Origin of the sequence: Paraburkholderia sp. LEh10 (assembly GCF_017814945.1) — a bacterium.
GTDB lineage: Bacteria > Pseudomonadota > Gammaproteobacteria > Burkholderiales > Burkholderiaceae > Paraburkholderia.
The window spans coordinates 1-18,984 of record NZ_JAGIPX010000070.1; the positions used below are offsets into that span (position 1 = coordinate 1).

Genomic DNA, 18,984 nt, shown 5'->3' on the forward strand with positions numbered 1-18,984 from the left:
ACGGCCGGTCGATCATCAACGCGACGGCGACCATCGGCGACGGCTTCCAGACGTCGCCGTCGTCATCGCGCAGCATGTTCGCGGCCGGCGTGGGGATCGTGCATCGGTTCTGAGGCAATATAGGGTGACAGACGCAGCATCTCTGCTGCGTCGCGCGTAGCAGGAGACAGGCGATGAACCGCACTTCCGTCGTGAACGTACAGACGTTCATCAATGAGCAGCCATTCGGCGGTTTTCAATGGCTCATTTTTCTGATGTGCTTCGTGATCGTCCTGCTGGACGGTTTCGACACGGCGGCGATCGGCTTCATCGCGCCGTCCTTGCTGACCGAATGGGGACTGTCGAAGCCCGATCTCGCGCCCGTGCTGAGCGCCGCGCTGTTCGGCCTCGCCTGCGGCGCGCTCGGCTCGGGTCCGCTGTCCGACCGTCTCGGACGCCGCTCGCTGCTGCTCAGCTCCGTGTTCCTGTTCGGCATTGCGTGTCTGGCGTCGTCGTTCTCGTCGAGCATCGGCCAATTGACCGTGCTGCGCTTCATCACGGGCGTCGGTCTGGGCGCGGCGATGCCGAACGCAGTGACGATGATGGGCGAGTTCTGCCCGGACGGCCGCCGCGCGACGGTGATCAACCTGATGTTTTGCGGCTTTCCGCTGGGCGCGGCGTTCGGCGGCTTTCTTGCCGCATGGATGATTCCGCATTTCGGCTGGCGCAGCGTGCTGATGCTGGGCGGCGTGACGCCGTTGCTGCTCGGCATCCTGCTGATCATCAAGATGCCGGAGTCGGTGCGCTTCATGGTGGCGAGCAGTCAGCCCGTCGAGCGGATTCGCGCGACGCTCGCGCGGATCTCGCCGCAAGCGATGAATGCCGGTTCGTTCGTCATGACGGAGACCGCGCCGCAAACGGGCAGCAAGGGGCTCGGCGTGGTGCTGTCGCGGTCCTACATCATCGGCTCGGTGATGCTGTGGCTCACGTACTTCATGGGCCTCGTGATCTTCTACGCGTCGATCAACTGGATGCCGATCCTGCTGAAAGACGCTGGCCTGACACCGAAGAGCGCGACGCTGATTTCGGCGCTGTTCCCGCTTGGCGGCGTCGGTGCGGTGCTGTGCGGCGTGCTGATGGACCGCTTCAACGCGAACCGCGTGATTGCCGTGTGCTATGCGCTGACGGCCGTCAGCGTGTATTTCATCGGACAGGCGGCGGGGAATGTCGGCGCGCTCGTGGCGATCGTGTTCATCGCGGGCGTGCTGATGAACACCGCGCAGTCGTCGATGCCTGCGCTCGCGGCCGCCTTCTATCCGACTGAAGGACGCGGCACGGGCGTCGCGTGGATGTTGGGCGTCGGCCGCTTCGGCGGGATTGCAGGCTCGTTCCTGGTCGCCGAGCTCACGCGCCGGCACTTCACGTTCTCCGGCGTGTTCGCGACGATTGCGATTGCCGGGGTGATCGCGTGCATCGCATTGCTGATCAAGCAGATGGCGAGACCCCATGCGGCTGATGCCGTGCATGGCAAGGTCGAGTCGCTGGGCCATTGAATCGAACGCTACGGGGAGGGCGGCGCTCGCCGCTTTCTCCATCAGCGCCGTCTGTCCGATCTTTCCTCTCGCCTTGCCCGTCGTTTCGAAACGGGTTGCGGTCTCCCTTCTCGCGGGTTCTTCCGTTCGGATTAATCCAGCGTATAAACGAACGGGCGTTCAAATGTCCTCGCGACACACGGCGGTCGAACCGCTCGCGTATCATCGGCCGGGCGGGTCGTCCGGCGCATCTCAAGTAATTTCCTCCGCCTGCCGATAACGGGTAAGGTCTGCTCTCGCGCAGGCCAAACGTCGTGCGCGGGCCCGTTGATTGCGACGCGTGCGCACGCGGCCAGGCCAGCCAGCGCACGAAGACCAGACCTGAGCCCAAAATCGAAACGGGAGTTGCCGTGCTCCACCGCAGACTTGTCGGTTTGTTGATCCTGCTGCTATCCCTGAGCGGCAACGCATTCGCGGGCGGTCCAGACTGCTCGCGTCCCTTCACCCTCGCGCTGCACGATCACGGCCTGCTCTATTCGCAGGAAACGAACGCCGGCATCGACAAGGACTTCGCCGACGAAATGATCCGCCGCAGCGGCTGCGACATTCGTGTCAGCCTGATGTCGCGCGCGCGGATCTGGAAGCTGATCGAATCCGGCGCGCTCGATTTCAGCCTGTCCGGAATCACGAATGCGGAGCGCGACAGATACGCGTCGTTCGCGTGGTACTTCAGCGACAAGTTCTATCTGCTCGTGCGCAAGGACGCCGGCATCCGGAAGTTGTCCGATTTCGAACACAGCGAAAACTTTCAACTCGGCGTGATCCGGAGCTTCCGGTATAGTCAGTCGGCCAACGAACTGGTCGATACGCTTTCCGCGGCCAATCGCGTCAGTCAGGCGGGCGGACTGGAGCCGCTCTATCAGGCGCTGATGCGCGACAGCATTCAGGGGATGATCATCGAGCCGTTCGACTATCCGGCGCTGGATGAAAAGCGCATCCGCGACATCACCACCATCATCGAATTCAACGACGCCGCCGTGCCGCACGGCCTCATCATGTCGAAGAAGGCGCTGCCCCCCGAAGAACAGCAAAAGTGGCGCGCGCTGGTCGAGGAGATGCGTGCGGATGGCACGGTGCGGCGCATTTTCAGAAAGTACTTCAAACCTGAGCTCGCCGACTCGATGGTCGATTTCACGCTACCACGATGAATCGCGCGCGCCTCATCCTGCTGCCGCTGCTGATTCTCGTGACCGGGCTGGCGATCACCTGGTCCGTGTGGGATCACGAGCGGCAGGCCGCGAGGCGCGAACTGCTTTCCGAATTCAACTTCGCGATGGGCGATTCCGTCAGCCGCATCGAGCAGCGGATGGCGACCTACGAGCAGATGCTGCGCGGCGTGCAGGGGATGTTCGCCGCACGCGGCTCGCTCGATCTGCAGGCGTTTCACGGCTACATTGGCGCGATCAATGCCGATGCGAACTTCGCGGGCGTGCAGGCGATCGGCGTCGTGCAGTGGGTGCCCGCCGCCAGGCTCGATGCACACATGGCGGACATGCGCACGCGCATCGGCAGGCGCTACGCGATCAATCCCCCTGGCGAGCGCGACGGCTACGCGCTCTTGACCGCCCGCGAGCCGGTGCCATCCAACGGCAAGACGCTGCTCGGCTACGATGCGTGGATCAATCCCGAGCGCCGGCTCGCGATGGAGCGCTCGCGCGACTCCGGGCTTGCCGTGATATCGGGCAGGGTGCAACTGGCGTCAGACGCGGGCGCGCCGCCGCTGCCCGGCTTCGTGATGTACCTGCCTATCTACGAGCAGGGCCAGCCGCAAGACACTGTCGACGACCGCCGTTCGCATCTGCTGGGCTGGGTATACGCGGCGTTCCGCATGCGCGATGTGCTGGCGAGCCTCTATGGCGACCAGCCGCCCGGCCTGTATCTGTCGATCTACGACGGCACGCAGCCGTCGCCCGGGTCGCTGCTGTACCGCTCGTCGGAGCCGAAGAGCCGCGAGGTGATTTCCGCGACCGAATATCTCGTGGTGGGCGGGCACGACTGGACGCTGTCGATGACGGCGCAGGACGACTTCAAGGCGCGCTTCGGGCGCAATGCGAAGATGCTGATCGCCTGCACGGGCGCGGGGCTGAGCCTGCTGCTCGCGCTGCTCGCCTGGAGCCTCGCGAGCGGCCGCAGCCGCGCGATGCGGCTCGCGTCGAAGATGACGGCCGAGGTGCGCGAGAGCGAGGCCGAGCTGCGCATCGCGGCCGTCGCATTCGATTCGCTCGAAGGCATGATGGTCACGGACGCAGACGGCACGATCCTGCGCGTCAACTCGGCCTTCACCCAATGCACCGGCTACACGGCCGAGGAAGTGATCGGCAAGAACCCGCGCATCCTCAGTTCGGGACGTCACGATGCCGCGTTCTTCCGCGACATGTGGGACACGATTGGCCGCGCGGGCGGATGGCAGGGCGAGATCTGGGATCGGCGCAAGAACGGCGAGATCTATCCGAAGTGGCTGACGATCACGGCCGTGACGGCGCAGGACGGCCGCGTCACGCACTATGTCGGCACGCACTACGACATCACTGAGCGCAAGCTCGCGGAAGAGCAGATCAAGGAACTCGCTTTCTTCGACGCGCTTACGCATCTGCCGAACCGCACGCTGCTGCGCGACCGTCTGAAGCAGGTGATCGCATTGAGCGCGCAGAACCATACGCACGGCGCGCTGCTGTTCGTCGATCTCGACAACTTCAAGACGCTCAACGATACGCTCGGCCACGACAAGGGCGACCTGCTGCTCGGCCAGGTCGCGCGGCGGCTGCTCGCGAGCGTGCGCGAGGGCGACACGGTTGCGCGCATGGGCGGCGACGAGTTCGTGATCGTGCTCGGCGATCTGAGCCGCAATCGCGAAGAAGCGGCGAGCGCGACGGAGGCCGCCGCCGAAAAAGTGCTGGACGCGCTGTCCGCTACCTACCATCTGGACGGCACGGAGTTCCGCACGACCGCGAGCATCGGCGCGACGCTGTTCACGGGGCACGAAACCTCGATCGACGAACTGCTGAAGCAGTCCGATCTCGCGATGTACAAGTCGAAGGAGAGCGGGCGCAATGCGATCTGCTTCTTCGACCCTGCGATGCAGACGGTGGTGATGGAGCGCGCGGCGCTGGAAGCGGCGCTTTGCCGCGCAATCGATGAAGACCAGTTGCTCTTGCATTACCAGGCGCAGGTGCTCAACGGCGATCGCGTGACGGGCGCCGAGGCGCTCGTGCGCTGGCAGCACCCGGAGCAGGGGCTCGTGCCGCCTGCCGAATTCATCCCGCTCGCCGAGGAGACAGGGCTGATTCTCGCGCTCGGCGAGAAGGTGCTCGACATGGCCTGCCGGCAGCTCGCGCAATGGTCGACGCGCTCTGGCAGGGCGCATCTTTCGATTGCCGTCAACGTCAGCGTGCAACAGCTTCGCGAGGACAACTTCGTCGCCAAGGTGCTCGATGCGCTGGCGCGCACGGGCGCCGACCCCAGCCGCCTGAAGCTGGAGCTGACGGAAAGCGTGCTGGTCGACAACGTCGAGGACATCATTCGCAAGATGACGTTGCTGCGTGCAAAGGGCGTGGTGTTTTCGCTCGACGACTTCGGCGTCGGCTATTCGTCGCTGTCGTATCTGAAGCGCCTGCCGCTTGGACAACTGAAGATCGACAGGTCGTTCGTGCGCGATGTGCTCGACGATCCGAACGACGCGGTGATCGCGCGCGCGATCGTCACGCTCTCGCACAGCCTCGGCTTGGACGTGATCGCCGAGGGCGTCGAGACGCAAGCGCAGCGCCGGTTCCTCGCCGACGCGGGGTGCCACGCGTACCAAGGCTATCTGTTCTGCAGGCCGCTGCCCATCGAGCAGTTCGAGGCATTCGCCGATACCTTCGATTCGCGCGAGTGGGCGCTCGAGATGCGTTGAGTTCGGGTTCATATTCACGTACGCCTGCCTTCGAAGTCGTTGCCTTCCGATGTTTTACCAATGCCGGGCGCGGCGCGACACCTGGCCGATCGGCCAGGTCACGCGTTGCCGGCGGAGTTGATAAACTCTGCGGACTCAATTGCGCGCTTCACGCGTCGTGCCGTTGTATGTGGGGCGCCCCGTCATCCTCGAGGAAAACACATGATCGATTTGCGCAGCGATACAGTGACCCGTCCGAGCAAGAACATGCTCGCCGCGATGACAGTCGCCGAGGTCGGCGACGATGTCTGGGGCGACGACCCGACGGTGCTGCGCCTGCAAGCCACCGTCGCCGAGCGCGCCGGCAAGGAGGCGGGGCTGTTCTTCCCAAGCGGCACGCAAAGCAATCTCGCCGCGCTGATGGCGCATTGCGCACGCGGCGACGAGTACATCGTCGGCCAGGCCGCGCACACGTATAAATACGAAGGCGGCGGCGCGGCGGTGCTCGGCAGCATCCAGCCGCAGCCGATCGAAAATGCGCTCGACGGCTCGCTGCCGCTCGACAAGATCGTCGCCGCGATCAAGCCCATCGACAATCACTTCGCGCGCACGCGGCTGCTTGCGCTGGAAAACACGATCGGCGGCAAGGTGCTGCTCGCGGGCTATGTCGCCGAGGCCACGCAGCTCGCGCGCGAACGCGGTCTGTCGACGCACCTCGACGGCGCGCGCGTCTGCAATGCGGCCGTCGCGTCGAAGCAGCCAGTCGAGGCGCTGTGCGCGCCGTTCGACACGGTGTCGATCTGTTTCTCGAAGGGACTCGGCGCGCCCGTGGGCTCGGTGCTGGTCGGCAGCAAGGCGCTCATCGACATCGCGCACCGCTGGCGTAAGGTGCTGGGCGGCGGCATGCGCCAGGCGGGCGTTCTGGCGGCGGCGTGCCACTATGCGCTCGATCACAACGTCGACCGTCTTGCCGAAGATCACGACAACGCCGCGCATCTGGCGGCCGGCCTTGCGCAGATCGATCAGGTGAAGGTGCAGTCGCAGGCCACCAACATGGTGTTCGCGCAGTTCCCGCAAGAGCATTGCGCGCCGCTCGAAGCGTGGCTCAAGGAGCGCGGCATTCTCACACAGATGTTGTACGCGTCGCGCTTCGTTACGCACATGGACGTGTCGCGCGCTGATATCGACACGTTCGTGACGGCAGTGAAGCAGTACTTCGCGCGCTGAGATGCACGCCTGGTCGCCATGCCGCGTTGCGCGATCCACGCGGCGCGGCAGCAGGCGCGACGCTTTGCGCGCTCTACTGTTCCTTGGCGGCCGTCACGGTCGTGACTGTCGTGACGGCGGTTTGCGCGCGATGCGACGGCGCAAAAAGCCGCAAGCCGCTCGCAATGCTCGCAGCGCCAGCGAACACGGCGCCTGCTGAGAGAGAAAGCGTCGGGCCGTGGCGCCCCGCAATACTGAAGCTCAGAGCGACGAGCGCCGCGCCCGTCGTTTGGCCGATCAGCCGGGACGTCGCGATGATGCCGCTCGCGCCGCCGCTGCGATGGGGCGGCGCGCTCGCCATCAGCGCTTTCAGGTTCGGCGACTGGAAAAATCCGAAGCCGGCGCCGCAGATCGCCATGCGAATCGTGATGTCGATTACGGGCGGATACTGCGGCAGCATCGCAAGCGAGGCCATGCCGCCGCATAGAATCGCAAGGCCGATCGCGCCGAGCAGGCCCGGCGGATAGCGGTCCGACAGCCGCCCGGCGAACGGCGCGGCGAGTGCGACGACGACAGGCCACGGCGTCATCAGGAAGCCGGTCTCGACCTGGCTGCGATGCAGCACATCCTCGAAATAGAACGGCAGCGAGACGAACGCGAGCCCTTGCGCGGCGAACGAGCACACGGCCGTCACCGCCGACAGCGCGAACACGGGCAGCCTGAACAGATCGACGGGCAGCATCGGCGCGGGGTGGCCCGCCTCGCGGCGCATCAGCAGCGCGCCGAATACGATCGCGACGGCCGCGGCGCCCAGCACCATGGCGGACGGCGCGCGCTGCGCCGCTTCGCCCAGCGCGAAGATCAGCGCGGCGAACGTGATGACATTCAGCAGTGCCGCGACCCGGTCGAACTGATGCGTGCCGCGCGGCGTGCGCGGCAGTCCCGGCAATGCGAACGACAGCGCCAGCACACCGAGCGGCACGTTGACGGCGAACAGCCACGGCCAGTTGGCCACCGACAGGATCAGCGAGGCCACCGTCGGTCCCACGGCAAACGACACGCCGACCACCAGCGCGTTAATGCCCACGCCGCGCCCCAGCTGATGCGGCGGGTAAAGATGTCTGATGAGCGCCGTATTGACGCTCATGATCGCCGCCGCGCCGAGCCCTTGTAAAACGCGTGCGCCCGCGAGCAGCGGCAGCGTCGGCGCGAGCGCGCAGGCGAGCGAAGCCGCCGTGAACATCACGATTCCGCCGATGTAGATGCGCCGGTGCCCGACGATGTCGCCGAGCGCCGCAAGCGGCAGCAGCGTCGCGACCATCGCGAGCTGATACGCGTTGATGATCCACACGGACTCAGCCGGCCTCGCGTGCAGATCCGCGGCGATCGCGGGCAGCGCGGTATTGGCGATCGCGGTGTCGAGCGACGCGAGCGCGACAGACAGCATGATCGCCGCCATCGCGAAGCGGTGACCGGCGGACATGGGTGCGTCGGCGATACGCGCCGGACTGGAAGTGTTCTCGGACAAGGACGGGCTCTGCAAAGGACTGGCTAAAGCGCGGAAGGCTCGATCAAGCTCGCATCGGCGCGCATGACGCAACGCTGCACGGGCGACGTGCCCCACGCGAATGAAGCGATTGTTACAGAGCCGCGCGGATCGTGCTGGGAGCCGCGCATTGAAGGTGGTCTGAAAGGTCGTTGCAAGCACGGCGCGGCATACGCACGGACAACGGATGGTGGCATCGCCTCTCATGCAACTAACCGTCCGTCGCGCGCCAAATTGACGAGTCCGGCGCGAGCGCCGGAAGGCACGACGGCATCGCGCGAAACCCGCCAGCGCCGCGCTCAGCTACACGATGCCAGCAGGATCGACAGCTTGCGGATATGCGCCTTGAACGCGTCTGTCATCTCGCGGTCGTGGCCGTCGCTCAGATGCGGTGCTTCCGCCAGTTCGACCTGGCCGTGGAATTCGTCCGATACCTTGCGCCGCTCGGCGGGCGGAAGTGCGCGGATGAGCGACACCATCAGCAGTTCCTGCGCATGGATGATACCGAGCACGGATTGTGCGTTCATTTGGACCTCCGTCGGAGCGCGGTGATGCGAGCAGCGGGACAGCAATCATCTTGCATGAGACAAGGTGGCGCGCAGAACGGAGAAACTGTCGCTGACACGCCTTTTTACTCATCCATACTAGTGCAAGGAACAGAGCCGTCTGCACCGGCATCGTGCGAAACGCGAGGACTTCGGACGCTTTCGTCGGCTCAACTCATCGCGGCAGTGACGGAACTGCATCGCTGCTGCCCGTGTCTGCCCGGGTAGCGGGATTTTCGACAACACAACGGCAGCAGACGCGGGATCGCACAAAATGTCCTACTCTGCTTATTTATCCGCCAGACCGGCTCGCGCCGCCCGCACACGAGACGCCAGCAGTCAAGCGCGCGCCGCGTCGTATTACCGGAGGTTTCGATGACAGCGGTGGATCTGGAATTCGACCAGCTCAACAGTACCGTCGACGCGCTGCGGCGCTCGATCTCCAACCGCATGATGTACGGCGTCGGCAAGGACGCCGTGACAGCGCGCCCGCAAGACTGGCTGCATGCCGCGGCGCTCGCTGTGCGCGACCGGCTCGTCGCGCGCTGGATGAAAACCACGCGCCTGCAATACGAGCAGGACGTGAAGCGCGTGTACTACCTTTCGATGGAATTTCTGATCGGACGCACGTTTACAAACGCGCTGCTCGCGCTCGGCATCTACGATCAGATGAAGGAAGCGCTCGCGGGTCTCGGCGTCGACATGGAGGCGCTCACCGATCTCGAACCCGACGCCGCGCTCGGCAACGGCGGCCTCGGGCGTCTTGCCGCGTGCTTCCTCGATTCGATGGCGACGCTCGGCATTCCGGGCTTCGGCTACGGCATCCGCTATGAATACGGGATGTTCAGACAGCAGATCGTCGACGGCGAGCAGATCGAGACACCCGATTACTGGCTGCGCGCCGGCAACCCGTGGGAGTTTCCGCGTCCGGAAGTGCAGTACATCGTGCATTTCGGCGGGCGCACGGTGCAGCGCGACGGCCACGTCGCGTGGATCGAAACGCAGCACGTGAACGCGATGGCGTACGACACCGTGATCCCCGGCTTCGCGACGAGCGCGACGAACACGCTGCGTCTATGGTCCGCGCGCGCCACGGAAGAACTCGATCTGTCGGCGTTCAATCAGGGCGACTATCGCCGCGCCGTCGATGCGAAGAATATGTCGGAGAACGTATCGCGCCTGCTTTATCCCGACGACTCGACGCCCGCCGGCCGCGAACTGCGGCTGCGCCAGGAATACTTCTTCGTGTCTGCGACGATGCAGGACCTGATCCGCCGTTACCAGAGAACGCACAGCACCTTCGGCCGCTTCGCCGAAAAAGTCGCCGTGCATCTGAACGACACGCACCCGGTGCTGGCGATTCCCGAACTGATGCGCCTGCTCGTCGACGTGCATCAGGTGCCGTGGGCGAAGGCATGGAAAGACGTGCAGCAGATGTTCTCGTACACGAACCACACGTTGATGCCCGAGGCGCTCGAAACGTGGGACGTGGAGACGCTCGCGCGCCTGTTGCCGCGTCACCTCGAAATCATCTTCGATATCAACGCTGAATTTCTCAAGCATGTCAGCGAACATTCGGGCCATGACGTCGACATGATCCGGCGCATTTCGCTCGTCGATGAATACGGACAGCGGCGGGTGCGCATGGCGCATCTGGCGATCGTCGCGAGCCAGAAGGTGAATGGCGTGTCGAAGCTGCATTCGCAACTGATGACGCGCGACATTTTCGCGGACTTCGCGAAGCTGTGGCCAGAGCGCTTCACGAACGTCACCAATGGCGTGACGCCGCGCCGCTGGCTCGCGCAAGCGAGCCCGTCGATGTCGCAACTGATCGATGAACAGATTGGCGTGCATTGGCGGCGCGATCTGTTCGAACTCGGCAAGCTGCGCGCTCTGCGCGACGACCCGGCGTTCATCCACGCATTCCACGAAGCGAAGCGTCAGAACAAGCTGCGTCTGATCCATCGCCTGCAACAGCACACGAAGATGACGTTCGACCCGGAAGCCCTCTTCGATCTGCAGGTCAAGCGCATTCACGAATACAAGCGGCAACTGCTGAACGCGTTGCATGTGATCGTGCGCTACAACCGCATCCGCGCGCATCCTGAGCGCGACTGGGTGCCGCGCGTCGTGATGTTCGCGGGCAAGGCGGCATCCGCATACCGGATGGCGAAGACGATCATCAAGCTGATCGGCGATGTGGGCAAGACCGTGAACGGCGACCCGTTGATCGGCGACCGGCTCAAGGTCGTATTCGTGCCGAACTATGGCGTGAGCGTCGCGGAACTGATCATTCCCGCCGCCGATCTGTCCGAGCAGATTTCGATGGCGGGCACGGAAGCGTCGGGCACGGGGAACATGAAGCTCGCGCTGAACGGCGCACTGACGATCGGCACGATGGATGGCGCGAATATCGAAATTTGCGATGCGGTCGGGCGCGAGAATATCTTCATCTTCGGGCATTCGGCCGATGAAGTAGACGAATTGCGCGCGACGGGCTATCGCCCGCGCGAAATCTACGAGCACGACCCGGAACTGAAGATGGCGCTCGACCAGATCCGCACCGGCTTCTTCTCGCCGGACGATCCGCTGCGCTTTTCGGATATTTTCCACACGCTCGTCGATTGGGGCGATCACTACATGGTGCTCGCCGATTTCGCCGCGTTCGCGAAGGCGCAGGATGAAGTCGACAAGCGCTATGTCGACAGGCGCAACTGGACGAAGAGCGCGATCGAAAATGTCGCGGGCATGGGGCAGTTCTCGTCGGACCGTACGATCGCCGAGTATGCACGCGACATCTGGAATGTGAAGCCGCTCGAACTCGAGTGACGTCCATGCATTGAAAAAGCCGCTGCGCGACGGGAGTCACACAGCGGCTCTTGCGTGTTTGCGGCATGTTTGCGGCGTGTTTGCGCGCGTGAAGGACGTCGGCGCGCGGGCGGCTTCAACTGCCCATTCGCTCGATGTCGCGCGACGCGCGCAGTCCCAGTTGGCCGTGCGCGAAGTCGAACAGCAAGTCGATGTTCTGCAACGACATCAATCCGACCACGATGCGGTTCGCGCCCGGCGCGGCCTTGGCGATCACCGTTTGCGCGTCGTTGAAGCGGTGCGCCCAGTTGCCGACCCCGAGCACCACGTTGTAATTGCCTTGCGCGAAGGTCTTGTGCTCGTCGGTGTCGCCTTCCCAGTCGGGCGCCTTGTCGGTTTCGACGCGGATCATGTCGGTGCCGCCCGTCGAGAACACCACGGGCGCGCAAAAGCGCATCTTGTTGCCGATCTGCACGCAGCCCGTCGGCCATTGCTCGGAGCCGTCCTTCGCGTTCGTGAGCGGGACGATCGTGAAGTCCTTGGTGAGTTCATTCGACGGGCTCAGCACCAGAAACGGACGGTTCAGGTTCGAGCGCACGATGTACCGCTGGCCGATGTTGCCGGGCAGCGCGCGCAGCGGTTGGGTGCAGCAGGCGTCGCGCGGCTCGTCGGCGCCGACGCCGAGAATGCCCGAGAACGCCCAGCCGAATTCGCCCGTGTAGCCGTCCTGCGCGACGCAGCGCTTGTTGCTCTTCAGGCAGCTGACCTGGTCGACGGCTTGCGCGGCGATATCGACGGGCTTCGTGCCGGTGATGCTCAACGGCAACGTGACGGTCGCGCCGGACACCTGCGCATCCGTTGCGAACACGAGCGTCGTGCGCTGGCCCGTCGACGGATAGTTCGAGCGCGGCAACACCGACGACAGCACGCGCACGCCGCGCGTGCCCGTATCGAGCATCAGATAGACGGCCTTGCCGTCCATCTGCACGGGCAAGCCGATCGACGTGCGCCCGCGCGTATCGCTGCGCTCCGCGTACAGCGGCACGAGCAGGCCGTCACGCCCGCCGTTGATCAGGCTCGCTTTCGTTTCGGGCGGGACGGGCGTGGAGATCGGGGTCGAACAGGCCGTGAGCGCGAGCACGATAAGCGCGCCCGCGAAGCCGGCCATGCGCCGGAAGAAATGGACAGACATCGCACACACCTTGCAGAAATGCGTGGTCGCGGTGCCGGCCGCGCGCGGCGCTTCGGGCTCCGAACAGCGCGGACCGCCGGTTGAAGCAATGCGCGCGCAGCCCGGCGCGAGGGCACGCGAGATGACAGGACCGCCGACTGTACGCGCGCGGTCGTGGACACCTGCAAAAATGTGTGGACGTGCCCGCCCTGTGCTGCTTTAGTGCTGCTGTGCGCTCGATTGCGCAAGGCAGACGGCGCGTACGCGGCCGACAGTCGCGTCGCGCAGCGCGCTTGCAAGTGCGCCGACGACGTCGCCGACGCTGCGCGCCATCACGTCGACGCGGAAGGTGATGCAGTCGTTGCGTTTGTCGACGGCGATCACGAAGAGGCGCGAACCCTCGCCGAGGGCCGCAAGCAACGCACGGCGGCCTGCTGCCGACGAGGTGCCCGGCACGGTCACGTCGATCGTGACGACAGACAGGGCGGGTTGGGCTGCGATGTCGATGGCGGGCGCGCGGCGCGGGAGCGTGCGCGATGAAGCGATTGCTGTATGCATCGTCGATGCGCCGCCGCGAGTTTGGCGGCGTGGCTGTTGAGATGCTTCCACTCTAGCGGGCAGCGTCTCAAGCGGGCGCAAAAAGGCACCACGCGTGCCGTTAATTTTGTGTAAAGACGGCGCGTGCGCTCAGCTTTTGGGCGCGGCGGCGGGAGAGGCCGCAGAGGCGCCGCGCGCATCGCGGACCGTTTGCGCGACGCGCTCGACAAACGGCAGATCGATGCTGGAGAGCGCTTCGCGCTCGGTATCGCCGGTGCGGACCATTAGGCGGTGCGTGACGTCCTGGCTGCGCCACGTGAGCCAGCCGACCACGACCAGCATCACGCCGCACACGATACCGGCCGACGACTCAAACACGCCGCCGACAATCGCGCCCGCGGCGCCGATCAGCGAAATCGCCCAGGGCAGGACCTTGTTCTTCTGCACGGTGACGACGCGCACGCCCTGGATGTCGCGCAACGGAAAGACCTGGCCCGCCGCCGACAGGGCGTTGCGCGTCACCGAGACGCCGCGTTCGTTGAAAGGGGTTTCCATCTTGACTGGTTCAGGCTGGGGGAAAGGGCGCAGCGTAGCAGACTTCGATTGCCTAATAGTACGGATTTTTTCCAACCGATCGAAACGCGTCAGATAGGGCTCAAATTCCGGTGTTCAACTTGAGCCATATCATACCAGGGCGCCGTCACGTCAGCGCTCAAACGGCAAGTCTTCGATGGCGCGCAGGCTCCATTGAAACCGGACGTGCCAGCAGCGCACGGCGCAATTAATGAGTGCCGCCGGACCGCCGCAGGGAACCCGTGACCATGATCGAGCGATGGGTGTTGTTCATGATGCGATTTCACGGGACCGTTCCAGCAAACAATGCCGTCGCTCATGCAGTCAATCCCAGTTTTATTCTGCAATGCGCTTAAAACTGGCGTAGTAATCGTCGGTGTAATAGCAGTCGCTGGTCTGCTTGCGCGGTCCACCACATACGATCCGGCGCTGCCCACGATCCGTCGAGCCAGGCGTGCGAACCGTGTAGGTGTGGTAATAGCCGCGCGGATGCTTCGGCAGCAAAAGCGCACTGTTACGGAACAGGACGCCGTCCTCGCCAAAAGGGAAGGGGCCGCCCGCCTTGATCAGCCGCAGTGTTTCGGCTGCCTCCCCCGGCAACTGTGTCTTGGTGACGGTGCCCAGCGCGCCCGTCTGTTGCGCGCCAGACGCGGCCGTTGCGTCGCTCGCGCCCTGCGCGGGCTGACTCGCTGCCCCGCTCGCGGATGCGCCCGATGCCTCAGTGGCGTTGTGCGATCCCTCCTTGCCGCATCCGCCGAGGATCGCGCTCAAGGCCACGATGCAGGAGAAAGCCCACGCTCTCTTCACGAAACGGTTCTCCCCTCGTTGACCAGCATTCGACGACCAGGATAAATGTAAAGGTATCGCTAATGGCGGAGCGAATCAATGTTCGGCCGGAAATAGATCCTATGGAGCAGGAAGGCGCGAGCGGCGCTGCGAGTTCCTCGCGCATCGCGAACCAACAGCATAGGCAGGCTCAGGCCCGCACAAAGCGGACCCAATCGGTGCGCGGCAGCGCCCGGTGACGGCGGCTGAACCAGGACCGTCGAACGCGAGCCTCTATTCCGCGGCCATTATTGTCACTTCGTCGGCGCCCGGTCGTTTCCGAAGTCGGGGCCTGCATCCTGATCTTTGCGACCCGCGACCGGACAGGCCAACCACAGTACAGAGACGATAGGCCGCTTTCACTTGGCAGACGCGTACTCAGCCTATAGAGGCATCTGGGACCCAGATCGAGTCGCGGATGCCGTTATTCATCTATCGTTCGTCTTTTAAGGCGGCCATCCGGCGTATGGAGAAGTTGTCGTGCTAACTATCCGCAACTCGCGGCAGAAGTATCTCGGCGTCTCGCTGCGCAATCCGAACGACTATCTGGCAAAGAGCGGGCCACTGACACGCCGGCTATTACTGGCAAATGCACGCATGAGCGGTTATGTTGTTAACATCCCGCAAGCCGCCTTGTCTGTACGCGTTGAAGTGGCGCTGGCACATATGGAATTTTTTCTTCGGCAGCGCGGGATTCGTGAAAACGAGTCGGCCTTGTCGCGTTGACCCGTCGGCGGCGCAATGCCGGGGAAGACGCATATTTGCTCAGATGGCCGATGGATTGCAGGCGTACGGAGAAACGCTGCCACGTGGAAAAGCGCTCGGCGAGTTGCTTTCGGTAGAGCGGAGCGCGCAGCGGATGCCGCTTGAGCGCGAAGTGCTCCCGCTTAAGGAACGATTGCCGATCGTGCTCCGTCGTCGGGGATATGGCTGATTGCAAGGGAAAACATGAGATGACGATGTTTCCTCGCTGGGTTTGCAGCCACCTGTTTCGTGGCTTGCGTTCGTGCGCAAAGCATCGCTCCCGGCCCGCTCGTCACGCCTTCAGGCGAACTGCAATTCGTGCGCGTCGACCGCCAGTTCGCCGGAATGCTCGACAAGGAAATTTTCGATCGCTTCGGCGCGAACTCGCTCGCGCATTTCGATGACGTCGGCAACGTAGATCACATGGTTGAGCGCACGCTGGTGCAGACCGATGCGGGCCCGGTGCTGTACGACTTTCGTCATCATCCGCCGCTCGTGCAGCGGTCGGGTAAGCGCATGACCGTCAAGCGCGTGTTCTGGCAAGACGATGAAGTCGTAATGCAAAGCTCGCAGGGCTGGTTCCGGTTCAAAGGCGGCGTGTTGACGAAGCTGCAGTCGTCTAAGACGACTTACCATTGAATGCGCGCAGACCCCGAACATGCACTCGCCAGCGATGGCATACATTGGCTCGCCGCGCAGCCCTGTCGAAAAGCGCCGGCATTGACGCCGATCGTGTCAAGGTGCTGCACGATAGTAGCCGTTGCCGTGATTGCGGTGCCGACACTGCACGATGCGGACACCGGGCGTGCAGGTTCGCAACCGGCCGATGACGCCATTGTCAATGCCTGGCGTACCCTGCGCATCGTCGACTGCGCCCGCTGTCATGGCAAGGACTATGAGGGGCTGGCGGCGCCGTCGATTGTCGTGTACGCGCGCGCACAGAGCCGTGAGCTGTTTGTCCGCATGGTCCTGGACGGTAAGCCGTCCCGCGGGATGCCCGCATATCGCGACAACCCCCTCGTTGCTGCGCACATTGGCGATATTTACCGTCTTTTCTCGGCCGTGCCGACGGCACCATCCCCGCCGACCCGCGGCCTCCGAAGCGATAGTCCGAGCCGGCTCGGCTGCTGACCATCGCAACCGGCAGAAGCTGCACGAGCGGCGCCGAACGATTCTGGCGTGACCGTGGGCATGTCCTGCGATGCCGCGCCTGCTGCGTGCGCCTGTCCCGTCGAACCGACAACAAATGCGGTTGCCGTCGACATCGTGCACAACGCGTGAGCAATGCTCACCGCACTTGCTCCTTTTATGTTGGCGCGCTAGCGGGCCGCGTGAGTTCAATCCGCGTTCAATCGAGACACGGCCGGGAACACGCGCTGGCGCAATGTTATCCATACCGCCTGCTGCTTCGCGGGATCGCGCGGCGGCGAACACGAACAAAAAGCCGCGCGCCAACCCGCTGCGCGGTGCAATCTTTCAGCTTGGCAGGGCCGCTTCGGCCCTGCCTTCAATGCCGCACCGTCAGGGTGTGCGCGGAAACTCGAACGCATCGAACAGGTCGCCGATGGCAGGCGCATTGACGGGCACATACGGATGCGTCTGCAACTGGATGGGATTCGGCAGATTATCGCGGCTTCTATGCGTGATCGGCTTCAGATGCCAGTTGCGTTCGATGAATTTCACGATCGACACGTGATCCGCGTATTGATGCACGACACGTCCGCCACGCGAGTATGGCGACACGACGATCATCGGAATGCGCGGGCCGTCGCCGAAGAAATCGAGTGGCTGGATGTAGCCTGAGTCGTAGTAGCCGCCGCCTTCGTCCGTCGTGATCAGGATCGCCGTCGAGGCCCACAGGCTCGGGTCGCGCTGCACCTTGTCGACCAGCTTGTGCACGAACGATTCAAAGAGCCCGAACTTCGACGACTCCGGGTGCCCGTCGAGCAGACCGCCCGGCTTCACGAACGACACGGCCGGCAGCGTACCGTTCGCAATGTCCGTGTACAGATCGATCGTGTCCTGCAGGTGCGCGTTGACGAGCGCGGGGTTCGTCATGATCGCGGTTTCATACAGGAACGGGTTGCAGATATTGCAGTAGACACTCGTGGCGGGCGTCTTTACAAACGTATTCCAGCCTTCGCCGTAGTACTTCCATGAGATGTTCTTTTCGATCAGCGTATCGGCGATGGTCCGCACCGGCGACGGCGGGATCGTGAAGGGACTCGTATTGACCGTGCCGTCGCCGTTATAGCCGGGGTTGTAGTTGTTCAGCAGGTAATACGTGTTCGGCGCGCACTTCTCCTGCGGCTTGTACGGCAAGCGATCCAGATAGTGGCGTAGCGCGCCGACACCGGGCTGATGACTGTCCGAGCAGTTGCTGTACGAGCCGCCCGAATAGCCGTCCTGCGTGTACCAGTTGTTAGTGTTCGGCTGCGGCCGTGGATTCTCGATCTGGTCCGCCGGCGGCGTCGCGGCATTGCCGTTGCCGTCCGTGTAGTAGAGCGCATCGGCCGTGCCGATCATGATGCTGTTCGCGCCCGTGCCGCCCATCACCGGCTGATGATAGTTATCGCTGATCGTGAATTGGCGCGCGAGATGCGTGAAATACGGCATGTCGCCGGTATTCACGTTGTAATAGCCGAGTGCCGTCGCTCCTTCACCCGTCGTCTGGTCGCTGAAGTTCGCGGGCTGCGGCTTGCCGTTGGAGCCGGCGCCCACCGACGTTTCAACCCACGCGAACAGATCCATCTGGCAACCGCTCGGATTATCGAGCGTGGCGTGATCGATGCTGCAATCGGCCTGTTGCCAATTCTGGTAGAAGCGGTGCACCGGGCTGTTGATGTACTGGTCGTAGTCGGGACCGACGCGCGAGATCTGATACGGTCCGTTGGGCAGGTTGTACGTGTTCGAGCCGAAGCGCGTATCGACGCTATGCTGCGGCAAGCCGCTCGCACCCGTGGTCAGGTGCACGACATCCCAAGGCTCGATCATTGAGCCCTCGATGGCCTGCGCCGTGGCAAGCGTGGCGAACGGAGGCGGGCTGGTATCGCTCGGTGTGCTTGCCGTGCCGCCCGTATTCGGTGCCGGCAGCACCGTATACGGCTGTTTGCCGCCAGGCGCCATCTCGAAGCGCTTCGGGTCCGTCGCACTGGCGTTGTATTGCGCGGCCAGCGCGAAGTTCGGTCCGGGGCGGCCGTCGGCCGTGATAATGCCCTTGGATAGCAGGTTCGAGATCGTTTGCCCCCGGCGCGGCGTGTAAGCGCCGAATATGTGATCGAACGTGCGGTTCTCGCCCACGATCACGATGACGTGCTTGATCGGCGACGCGGTGTTCACTGCCGCTGCAGCCAGCTGCTGGCTCTGCGCGACGGCTGGCGAGATGGCCGAGACAAGCGCGGCGGAAATGGCGCCGCGAAGCAGGCCGCCTTTAAGTGTTGATGAAGCAATTGCGTTGACAATATCTTTCACGAACGCCTCCATGACGTTACCCGAATGAGCAAGCGGTGATGTGGCGTGTGGAAACGACGGGCAGTCTCTTGCGTGGAGACGCTGCCTCTCTTACGAAGCGTTACGACGGAAAGAAA

The 18,984-nt window shown here is 63.9% G+C and carries 15 protein-coding genes; 8 read left to right on the forward strand and 7 right to left on the reverse strand.

The window, feature by feature from the left end; translation table 11 throughout:
* The first annotated feature begins 173 nt into the window (after nt 1–173).
* From J8I87_RS36055 to ltaE, 4 genes are all read left to right on the forward strand, one after another.
* A complete protein-coding gene (locus J8I87_RS36055; RefSeq protein WP_209937104.1) occupies nt 174–1,532 on the forward strand; it encodes an MFS transporter in 1,359 nt (452 codons plus the stop codon).
* A 389-nt stretch (nt 1,533–1,921) separates the two neighbouring features.
* Nucleotides 1,922–2,719: a substrate-binding periplasmic protein gene (locus tag J8I87_RS36060; RefSeq protein WP_209937106.1), complete on the forward strand. Its 798-nt coding sequence runs from the start codon at nt 1,922–1,924 to the stop codon at nt 2,717–2,719.
* A complete protein-coding gene (locus J8I87_RS36065; protein ID WP_209937107.1) occupies nt 2,716–5,463 on the forward strand; it encodes an EAL domain-containing protein in 2,748 nt (915 codons plus the stop codon). The genes J8I87_RS36060 and J8I87_RS36065 overlap by 4 nt, the downstream gene beginning before the upstream one ends.
* Before the next feature lie 201 nt (nt 5,464–5,664).
* Entirely contained in the window at nt 5,665–6,669 is a 1,005-nt protein-coding gene (ltaE, locus tag J8I87_RS36070) for a low-specificity L-threonine aldolase (protein WP_209937108.1), read from the forward strand.
* A 73-nt stretch (nt 6,670–6,742) separates the two neighbouring features.
* Here the strand turns inward: ltaE and J8I87_RS36075 are convergent, their stop codons facing one another.
* Nucleotides 6,743–8,131 carry an MFS transporter gene (locus tag J8I87_RS36075; protein WP_209937140.1) on the reverse strand — a complete coding sequence of 463 codons (1,389 nt, stop codon included), beginning with the start codon at nt 8,129–8,131 and terminating at the stop codon, nt 6,743–6,745.
* A 362-nt stretch (nt 8,132–8,493) separates the two neighbouring features.
* Nucleotides 8,494–8,721: a hypothetical protein gene (locus J8I87_RS36080; protein ID WP_209937109.1), complete on the reverse strand. Its 228-nt coding sequence runs from the start codon at nt 8,719–8,721 to the stop codon at nt 8,494–8,496.
* A gap of 393 nt (nt 8,722–9,114) precedes the next feature.
* On the opposite strand from J8I87_RS36080, the gene J8I87_RS36085 reads away from it, so the two are divergent.
* Nucleotides 9,115–11,568: a glycogen/starch/alpha-glucan phosphorylase gene (locus J8I87_RS36085; protein WP_209937110.1), complete on the forward strand. Its 2,454-nt coding sequence runs from the start codon at nt 9,115–9,117 to the stop codon at nt 11,566–11,568.
* 115 nt (nt 11,569–11,683) lie between these two features.
* Here the strand turns inward: J8I87_RS36085 and J8I87_RS36090 are convergent, their stop codons facing one another.
* From J8I87_RS36090 to J8I87_RS36105, 4 genes are all read right to left on the reverse strand, one after another.
* Nucleotides 11,684–12,739: a hypothetical protein gene (locus tag J8I87_RS36090; protein ID WP_209937111.1), complete on the reverse strand. Its 1,056-nt coding sequence runs from the start codon at nt 12,737–12,739 to the stop codon at nt 11,684–11,686.
* A 198-nt stretch (nt 12,740–12,937) separates the two neighbouring features.
* Nucleotides 12,938–13,276, reverse strand: coding sequence for a hypothetical protein (locus tag J8I87_RS36095; protein ID WP_209937112.1), 339 nt, complete (start codon nt 13,274–13,276; stop codon nt 12,938–12,940).
* Nucleotides 13,277–13,405: 129 nt separating this feature from the next.
* Nucleotides 13,406–13,810, reverse strand: a complete 405-nt coding sequence (locus J8I87_RS36100; protein ID WP_209937114.1) for a DUF6232 family protein — start codon at nt 13,808–13,810, stop codon at nt 13,406–13,408.
* Between the two features lie 354 nt (nt 13,811–14,164).
* On the reverse strand, nt 14,165–14,635 hold the full coding sequence (locus J8I87_RS36105; protein WP_209937115.1) for a ribonuclease: 471 nt from the start codon (nt 14,633–14,635) through the stop codon (nt 14,165–14,167).
* Between the two features lie 498 nt (nt 14,636–15,133).
* On the opposite strand from J8I87_RS36105, the gene J8I87_RS36110 reads away from it, so the two are divergent.
* The 3 genes from J8I87_RS36110 (at nt 15,134) to J8I87_RS36125 (ending at nt 16,528) form a co-directional block, all read left to right on the forward strand.
* Nucleotides 15,134–15,379, forward strand: a complete 246-nt coding sequence (locus J8I87_RS36110; protein ID WP_209937143.1) for a hypothetical protein — start codon at nt 15,134–15,136, stop codon at nt 15,377–15,379.
* Between the two features lie 267 nt (nt 15,380–15,646).
* The gene (locus J8I87_RS36120; protein WP_313067979.1) at nt 15,647–16,036 is read left to right on the forward strand and encodes a hypothetical protein; all 390 of its coding nucleotides are present in this window, start codon (nt 15,647–15,649) and stop codon (nt 16,034–16,036) included.
* On the forward strand, nt 16,037–16,528 hold the full coding sequence (locus tag J8I87_RS36125; protein ID WP_209937116.1) for a c-type cytochrome: 492 nt from the start codon (nt 16,037–16,039) through the stop codon (nt 16,526–16,528).
* A 390-nt stretch (nt 16,529–16,918) separates the two neighbouring features.
* Here J8I87_RS36125 and J8I87_RS36130 read toward each other — a convergent pair whose 3' ends face one another.
* Nucleotides 16,919–18,880, reverse strand: coding sequence for an alkaline phosphatase family protein (locus tag J8I87_RS36130; RefSeq protein WP_209937117.1), 1,962 nt, complete (start codon nt 18,878–18,880; stop codon nt 16,919–16,921).
* Nucleotides 18,881–18,984: the final 104 nt, after the last annotated feature.

Coding starts and splice junctions, on each gene's coding strand:
- J8I87_RS36055 (WP_209937104.1), top strand. CDS start 174: ATGAACCGCACTTCCGTCGTGAACGTACAGACGTTCATCAATGAGCAG.
- J8I87_RS36065 (WP_209937107.1), top strand. CDS start 2,716: ATGAATCGCGCGCGCCTCATCCTGCTGCCGCTGCTGATTCTCGTGACC.
- ltaE (WP_209937108.1), top strand. CDS start 5,665: ATGATCGATTTGCGCAGCGATACAGTGACCCGTCCGAGCAAGAACATG.
- J8I87_RS36075 (WP_209937140.1), bottom strand. CDS start 8,131: ATGTCCGCCGGTCACCGCTTCGCGATGGCGGCGATCATGCTGTCTGTC.
- J8I87_RS36080 (WP_209937109.1), bottom strand. CDS start 8,721: ATGAACGCACAATCCGTGCTCGGTATCATCCATGCGCAGGAACTGCTG.
- J8I87_RS36085 (WP_209937110.1), top strand. CDS start 9,115: ATGACAGCGGTGGATCTGGAATTCGACCAGCTCAACAGTACCGTCGAC.
- J8I87_RS36090 (WP_209937111.1), bottom strand. CDS start 12,739: ATGTCTGTCCATTTCTTCCGGCGCATGGCCGGCTTCGCGGGCGCGCTT.
- J8I87_RS36095 (WP_209937112.1), bottom strand. CDS start 13,276: ATGCATACAGCAATCGCTTCATCGCGCACGCTCCCGCGCCGCGCGCCC.
- J8I87_RS36100 (WP_209937114.1), bottom strand. CDS start 13,810: ATGGAAACCCCTTTCAACGAACGCGGCGTCTCGGTGACGCGCAACGCC.
- J8I87_RS36125 (WP_209937116.1), top strand. CDS start 16,037: ATGCGCGCAGACCCCGAACATGCACTCGCCAGCGATGGCATACATTGG.
- J8I87_RS36130 (WP_209937117.1), bottom strand. CDS start 18,880: ATGGAGGCGTTCGTGAAAGATATTGTCAACGCAATTGCTTCATCAACA.